The organism is Ruegeria sp. CDSB022, assembly GCF_059611145.1.
In genome coordinates this window covers 1-6,819 of sequence record NZ_JBXWOZ010000031.1, presented here as the reverse complement: position 1 = coordinate 6,819, position 6,819 = coordinate 1, and the positions used below count along the sequence as shown (strand labels likewise).

General features: G+C 52.4%; 8 protein-coding genes. 6 read left to right on the top strand and 2 right to left on the bottom strand.

The genetic code is table 11. The annotated features are described in order from the left end of the window. On the bottom strand, positions 1-1,723 hold a 1,723-nt coding region (locus AC2FIZ_RS20540), incomplete at its 3' end, for a PGN_0703 family putative restriction endonuclease (RefSeq protein WP_282022564.1). Between the two features lie 582 nt (positions 1,724-2,305). On the opposite strand from AC2FIZ_RS20540, the gene AC2FIZ_RS20535 reads away from it, so the two are divergent. From AC2FIZ_RS20535 to AC2FIZ_RS20510, 6 genes are all read left to right on the top strand, one after another. Further along, on the top strand, positions 2,306-2,473 hold the full coding sequence (locus AC2FIZ_RS20535) for a hypothetical protein (RefSeq protein WP_282022563.1): 168 nt from the start codon (positions 2,306-2,308) through the stop codon (positions 2,471-2,473). Beyond that, the gene (locus tag AC2FIZ_RS20530; protein WP_282022562.1) at positions 2,466-2,657 is read left to right on the top strand and encodes a hypothetical protein; all 192 of its coding nucleotides are present in this window, start codon (positions 2,466-2,468) and stop codon (positions 2,655-2,657) included. The genes AC2FIZ_RS20535 and AC2FIZ_RS20530 overlap by 8 nt, the downstream gene beginning before the upstream one ends. Positions 2,658-2,694: 37 nt before the next feature. Continuing rightward, complete coding sequence (locus AC2FIZ_RS20525) at positions 2,695-3,999, top strand: DUF6538 domain-containing protein (protein ID WP_496791593.1); 1,305 nt, start codon at positions 2,695-2,697, stop codon at positions 3,997-3,999. Continuing rightward, entirely contained in the window at positions 3,996-4,169 is a 174-nt protein-coding gene (locus AC2FIZ_RS20520) for a hypothetical protein (protein WP_496791592.1), read from the top strand. The genes AC2FIZ_RS20525 and AC2FIZ_RS20520 overlap by 4 nt, the downstream gene beginning before the upstream one ends. A 143-nt stretch (positions 4,170-4,312) precedes the next feature. Continuing rightward, complete coding sequence (locus tag AC2FIZ_RS20515) at positions 4,313-4,795, top strand: hypothetical protein (RefSeq protein ID WP_170581647.1); 483 nt, start codon at positions 4,313-4,315, stop codon at positions 4,793-4,795. Beyond that, a complete protein-coding gene (locus tag AC2FIZ_RS20510) occupies positions 4,795-5,712 on the top strand; it encodes a TerB family tellurite resistance protein (protein WP_496791591.1) in 918 nt (305 codons plus the stop codon). Before AC2FIZ_RS20515 ends, AC2FIZ_RS20510 begins: the two co-directional genes overlap by 1 nt. Positions 5,713-5,890: 178 nt before the next feature. On the opposite strand, the gene AC2FIZ_RS20505 is transcribed toward AC2FIZ_RS20510, so the two are convergent. Then, the gene (locus tag AC2FIZ_RS20505; protein WP_496791589.1) at positions 5,891-6,730 is read right to left on the bottom strand and encodes a GIY-YIG nuclease family protein; all 840 of its coding nucleotides are present in this window, start codon (positions 6,728-6,730) and stop codon (positions 5,891-5,893) included. Positions 6,731-6,819 lie beyond the last annotated feature (89 nt).

The following is a 6,819-nucleotide window of genomic DNA, read 5'->3' as shown; positions in this document are numbered from 1 at the left end:
AGGGAAATATCCCGTGCTTTTCTTCCATTACTTCCGCTAACCAAATCAAGCTTTCTGAGTCCAAACAAATTCGAACAATTTCCTGCCATGTCACGCGACGAATAAGACCAGGTACCCGGCACGCAGAAGCAGCTTGTCTAATTTGAACGTCCGCAGCTCCGCCAACTTTGTACCTAGGATTTCGGCCATCATATACGAAGACGGCGTGTCCATTTGAAGGATCCACATTTCCGTCAATATTGGTGACTGCAGCGAGTACGTTCCGGACGATCTGATAAGTTGGTAAAAGTGGGCAGGGAGACAGATCCTGCTTGTCGCTCCAATCAAATAAGTCAGGTATGTAATCCCAATAAGAAACGCCAACTTCCGTTAAAGCGCAGCGCGTTTGCCTGTTTTGCTGACGAGTATAGGTCCCGTCGCACAAAGGCGTCTCGGACTTTTGCGGTTTGACGCGCGAGCAAATTCCGAACTCGGATTCGCTAAACTTGCATTCAACGGCTACCCGGTAATCGTCCCTTTCTAGGCAAACATCCAATTGCGTTGGTCGAGGCTCATTAAGCGTTTGAACGTCGACTTCCATGGACAGCGCAGTTTCTTGAGAAACGTTTCCAAAAGCTGAACGCCCACATTGGGCAGGAATTTGGGACAGTAATTCCAACTGGCCTGCGGCTTTGAAGGCTCCAAAAACACTTTGAGCCATCGCCTGCGAGCTTCTGAAAGATCGAAAATGCCTATGGCGATCCGTTGCTGCAATTTCACTTTCAATCTCCGAGGCCATTCTTTCGTCGGATGGCAGCATGAGATTGAGGTAAGGTTTTGAAACGGAGACGACTGGCGGCCTTCCCGGTGCCGATTGCCCGTCGAGATCGCCCTTGGAGAACGAATTGGCATAATTCCACCAAACCCCTTGCAGCAGCGCTTCGTGTTTTTTTGGTTCCGCCCCCATTTCACTTGATTTTTGCAAAGCACTTTTGGGCAACGAGTTCTGGTACTCAATTTGGGATAGCCCGATTAATCTTGGTGCTCTGCTTCGCTGGCCATATTGGACTTTTGCGTTCGGCAAGGATGCGAAGATTATACTAAGGCCAAGAACATTTGAGATTTCTTGCGACTTTTCTTCGAGAACAGACTTAAAGGCTCTGTCGGATGTAAGCCATCGCGACCACCAATCTGCTTCTCCTAGGACCACGATATCAGGCCGCTCCAAGACCATCTCACGACCAAATGTGCCACGCATTTCCTTCGCAATTCTTGGAAGATTGGCCTCAACGATGGCGGCATATCGTAACCCTTCCAGCAGAGCGACAGGAGGCGGATCACTAGGGCCACCTGAGTGCCCAATCACCTTGAGTTCAACTAGTACAGCTCGGCCATGTTCCGTCAGGCCGAACATATCGATCTTTCCGATTTCACGATCTGCACGTGTCGCCTTTAGCGGAACTTGATAATCAAGCAGCTCAAATCGAGTCCCGTCTGGTAAATCCCAGCCCTCCTGTGCGTTAACCATCGCAATCGCAAAATGCTCTTCCCTGCGGTTCGTCTTCCCTTCAGTCGTAGGATAGCCACTTCTCCCTCCTAAATAGGGGCGACCAGTTGGACGTTTCGGAGCTTCTTCCTTAAGGCATTGATAGGCTTGGCAATACGAAGCTACGTCAATTCGCGCGACGTCTTTCGTTAATGAAGATTTTGGCCAGCGGCGGGCAAACAATAGATCAAGTGTCATGTAACTTTATTAATCAGCGAAGTATGACTTGTCATGTCTGGCAGAGGTCCATCCGAGAGATCAATTCGGGCCGTACCTCGCAATTTACTACGCTAGGCCCTCTCGGCTCCACCGAGCTTTTATCTGGCAGGGGTTATGCTTATTCTCGGCGTCCTGATGAGCCCGTGCATGACAACTTGGGCATAGTGCAATCGCGATGAACGTTTTCTTACCAGTTGAGATGTCGGAGCAAAGTTCCTCACCGCAAATCTCAAGCAGCTCCCCGCGTGACATTAACTCATTGGTGGTAATGCCACATTGCTGGCATTGCGCCTCTTCAAGGGCGCATCTGACTTCCTCAACCGAGACTATCCGTTGATAGTTGCATGCAGTATCGGTCATTTTCATACCCCACGAAATCGTTGAAAACTCAACCCTGTGCAATGGACCTGCTCTGGCCTCACCCAGTATTCGCCTTGGAACATTCACGCTAACGCAGGTGTCGGGCGCAAACAAGCCAGCGGGCATTACTCACTCCTGCCCCCCCATAAACCGAGCAACCTTCTGCATCTAAATAAAGAAACAACTGCAGGAGTTTGATCCATGAAGTACCTATCTGCCCTCGGCTTTCTCGTCGGGGGTTTTCTTTTGCACCCACCGCCCAAGGCCGTCCTGACGACGATGCTCTGGGTGGTCTCACGGTCCCATCCCGCTGTCTCGGCGCTGGTTCTGCTGGCGGTCCTCTGGACCTGGAGGTCCGACGATGACTGAGCTGGAGCTAAGCCCCGGTGACGTCGTGGTCATCCGTGCCTTCGATGACGTCCCTGAGCATCTGTTCCGCGTGGAAGAGGTGTTCGAAGACTGCGTGACCGGCTTTGCTGTCACCGGTCCACTGGCTGGGTCCTACGGCGAACCGGCAATCGAGATGATCCTACGACTCGTCACAACCAACTGACCCAATCCCAAATTCCAAACAGAAAAGGAGGAGTCTTATGTCTGCTCACATTCGCTATGCCTATCTGAAGGGCCATACGTGGTTGTTCAGACGTAACTATCCCGTTGACGTGGCTCTCGCGCTGGGCGCTCAGGCGCTGAAGCAGAGCCTCAAGACCGGTGACCGTAACACCGCCCGCGTTCGAGCCGCTGAGGTCAATGCCCGGTTTGAGACGCTGGTGGAACAGGTTCGGTCGCAGGCAGAGGAGTCACTGTCTGCCCCAGAGAGCACCGCTGACGTTCCTGATTGGGTTGACCAGCCAGAGTCGTCTCTCGTCCGTCTCCGGGCCACTCTGGAGGACTCTGGATGCAATCTGGAGCGGTCCAGCTTCATCAGACCATCAGCGCCGGTGAAGGTGCCGGTTCGTGACCTGAGCCGGGCCTATCTGAACAAGCGCAGTAACGAGCTACGACCCAGCGGGTTCAAATCGGTCCGATACTCTGTCGGGTTGTTCTCCAGTCGATACGGTGACGAGCCGGTTTGCAGCTTGACCAGAGCCGACGGGCGAGAGTTTCTGTCCGCAATAGCCCAACTGTCTCCGATGATCGGCAAGTCAGAGCGGACCCGTGGTTTAACCCTGGACCAGCTGGTCGCGTACTCGTCACGAGGGTCTGTGGCCATAACAGCCAGAACCCAGCGGCGTATCTGGTCTCAGGTCAATCACTTCCTGGACTGGGTGGTCTATGAAGGGCATCTTGAGGTTAATCCGTTCAGGACTGTTCTCTTCGACCGAAAGGTGCGTCCTCAACCCTATGCCGTTCCGACTGACGATGAAGTCGTGCGGCTGCTCGGAGCCAAAGACCGAGACCTGCATCCGGTTCTGCTGACCTGTCTGTTGACAGGAATGCGAGCGGGGGAAGCGGTTGGGTTACTTCGGGAAGACCTTGTGACCAAGGGCAATCTTGGTTGCTTCGTCCATGTTCAACCCAATGAACTGAGACTGCTGAAGACCGACGCGGCGGAGAGACTGGTCCCGGTTCACCCGGTGCTGGATGAGACGTTCCGGCAACTGCCTAGCCATGGCCCTCTGTTCCCTGACCTGACCGTGGCGCATGTCACCAAGGGGTTCGCGCGGCTACGACGGCGGCTAGACTTGGAGCGACCGGGACTGGTGTTTCACTCGACTCGCAAGTGGTTCATCACCCAGTGCGAACGAACTGGTGTCCCTGAGCACTTCACGGCATCTCTGGTCGGTCACCAATCGGCTCGGTCAGAGAACGGGATCACCTACGGCATCTACTCGGCTGGGATCAGTGACGAACAACGTCGGTCCATCGTTGACCAGATACGGCTTCCGGTATGAGTTTCCCGGACATTGATGCGTTTGAGGAACGGGCTGCTATCGCTGAATACGATGGTGGATGCACCCGTAAAGCTGCTGAAGATCTGGCTGCTCGAGCTCAGGGGTTCCGGGATGCGGAAGCCTACTGGCAGTGGTTGGCCGACTGTGTCGTCACCCGAAGACCACCATGACACAGAACCCTCGGCGGCCCTTAGCGGGTTGCCGGGGTGTCACTTTGATATTTTTTTCTTGCCGCTTCGAAATTACGCGGCGAGAATGGAAGGGAAAATACCGATATTATAGCTGGTTACGTAGTTGAGTTTAGAGGTTTGCAATGAAGGTTAGCGGGATAGCGGACGATACTGGAGAGGCGGTCACTCAGGAAATATCTGATGTTTCAGCCGAGGAACTCCAATCAATGGCAACATTGGATTTGTCGACGAGTGAGTTGAAGGCAAAAATAGACAATTTGGATGTGTCGGCTGACGTAAAGGCTCTCTTGTTCCAAATCGCAACGAAGGTAATCCGAGTCGGGGAGACGGTGGTCAAGATCGGCCAAAAGATCCTTGAGACTGTTCTGACTGTTATTAAGTCCTATCCTAACACAACCTTTGGCGTGGTGTTCGGGGCGATTGCAGGGACACTTATTAGTTCAATTCCAGTGATTGGTTGGGTTCTTGGTCCAGTCGTTACTCCCATCCTAATTCTGTTCGGGATGTCTGCAGGCGCAGTCATGGATTTTTCAGACAAAGCACTCGAGCGGCAGGTTGTGTCTTCATTGGCTGAGTTTGACGCACTCAAATCAGGGGTTAGCTAATGGAGCACGGTTGGTTTGACGGCGTCGATGACGTCGTTCATGACGATCTGCGGTTCAAGGCTAAGCTGGGCATTGGTGAGAACGCCTATACGTCCGTACGAGTGAAAAAGGCACTATTTGAAGCTTGGGACGTTGCTGGCGTTGCGGCGACAGGGGCTCAAGTTGCTAGCTCTGCTATGATCGCTCAGAAATTCTTTGCTGCTCCGAGTTTGCTAGCCGCAATAGGAATCGGCACTGCGACTGCGGCCACCCCGGTCGGATGGATCGCTGCGGCTAGCGTTATATCTGGCGGTGCGTGGCTCGGAATTACCCGATATCTGAAGTCTGACAACAGCAAAACGACCGTAATTCCCACATTCATCAACACACCGCTGGACATTTTGGGGTTAGGAATTTTCGACTTATTGGCCCCTCTGGCGATGAAGGTTGCCCAAGTTGACGGAAAAGTCGAAGAAGCAGAAGAATCAGCCATTAGGCGCTATTTCGTTGAAGAGTGGGGCTATTCGGAGCAATTTGCCGAGCGTGGTTTCGAGTTCGTGAACCTTCGACTGGATGAATATAACATCAAAGCCACGGCGCAAACGCTTGGCGCATTCACGAGAGATAACCCGGATTGCAGTTTCGAGCATATGTATTCGGACATTATGACCTTCTTGCAAACTGTGGCCGAAGCAGACGGAGTACTGGATGAGCGCGAAGAAATGGCGTTGGAGCGGATTTCCAAGGTATTCGCCGACGAAGGAAAGTTCTCCCTATCGAGATCGGTCGCGCCCGTGGGCAATGCCATTGGGTCGGCTGCAGCATCAGTGGGCAATGCGATTGGCAGCGCTCCGTCGCGGATAGCAAGCTTAAATCCATTGAGGCGAAACGACGGTGGGGATGCGGAAACTAAACCAGACAACGAAAACAGCAGCTAGCATCATCAAGAGAATGCAACCAAGTGTCTTTGGTCAAACTTTCGCGGGTAGGCCCTCCGATTGTCGTACCGTTCATCCGTCGAAACGCTTCAGTGCTCACTTTGTCGATGATTAATTTTCTCATGGTCAAGCCTAGCAAACAACTAAAGTGAATAATTTCGACAATGCTGCTCGATGTTTAAATCAAACCCCGAGCGGAAAGATGTTCGGTTCCCACAAGCAACTCCAGAATTGAGCATTGGTTTTTGTCTAGTTCGAATTTCTCGTCCTTGGCATTGTCTGACGAAATCAACTTGACCATCCCAGCTTTTAGCATGTCACGCGCTACGCCATTTTCTATTATCCCTTCAACTCCTTCGTAAAAAAATGCTCTCGGAACTCGAACACCATCACGAAATTGGAGACCGTGAGCCGTCGCGCTGGCCACCAAAGCGTATGCACACCGGGCAGTGGGCGAGCGCTTGTTCGGGTGAGGAGTGGTTGGGAGTATTCTGGAAATCTGTCCGATCGGTTTAATTGGAACACTTCCGACTGGACCAATGTTCTGAAGAAAACGGTTAAGCGTCGCTCGTTCGGGGTTGTTCTTCGGATCACCGGCAAGCGTTGCAGCATGTTTTTCAGCACTTCTTGGCGCAGCGCCGGACGTGGAGCCAACACCTCCAGCCAAGTTCGTCAGTGGCCCCCCTTCATGAAGTCTCCCATATGCTTGAATTAATTCTGCTTCCCGAACTAAGCATTCTTTCTCGAGCTCGACAGGGTAAGTGCTGTCAATTCGATATCTGATCTCACCGCCCTCACGAAGTATCTTCCGAATAACATTACATTTAAAAGGGTTAGTCTCGCCAATCGGATGGCTGCGACGAGCTTCAAGCTCATGTTCTATGACCCTCCTGTTCGCACCCTTGCCAACATAAAATATGTCTCCATTGGGTCGCATTAGCTCGTAGACATAAAATTTGTCACTTTGAGCGGATAGAAAAACTTCGAGCTCTTCGCGCCCACCTTCGAAACTGGCCATTACTTACCTCATTCACTAATTAACCCAGAGATAATAGCAGCTTGGATAACTCTGCCTGTCAATGCCCCCCCCGCAATGTCAGCCCCACC

Bases quoted from the DNA above. Each gene is read 5' to 3' on its own strand.
- AC2FIZ_RS20535 (WP_282022563.1), top strand. From the start codon at position 2,306: ATGAAGTACCTATCTGCCCTCGGCTTTCTCGTCGGGGGTTTTCTTTTG.
- AC2FIZ_RS20530 (WP_282022562.1), top strand. From the start codon at position 2,466: ATGACTGAGCTGGAGCTAAGCCCCGGTGACGTCGTGGTCATCCGTGCC.
- AC2FIZ_RS20525 (WP_496791593.1), top strand. From the start codon at position 2,695: ATGTCTGCTCACATTCGCTATGCCTATCTGAAGGGCCATACGTGGTTG.
- AC2FIZ_RS20520 (WP_496791592.1), top strand. From the start codon at position 3,996: ATGAGTTTCCCGGACATTGATGCGTTTGAGGAACGGGCTGCTATCGCT.
- AC2FIZ_RS20515 (WP_170581647.1), top strand. From the start codon at position 4,313: ATGAAGGTTAGCGGGATAGCGGACGATACTGGAGAGGCGGTCACTCAG.
- AC2FIZ_RS20510 (WP_496791591.1), top strand. From the start codon at position 4,795: ATGGAGCACGGTTGGTTTGACGGCGTCGATGACGTCGTTCATGACGAT.
- AC2FIZ_RS20505 (WP_496791589.1), bottom strand. From the start codon at position 6,730: ATGGCCAGTTTCGAAGGTGGGCGCGAAGAGCTCGAAGTTTTTCTATCC.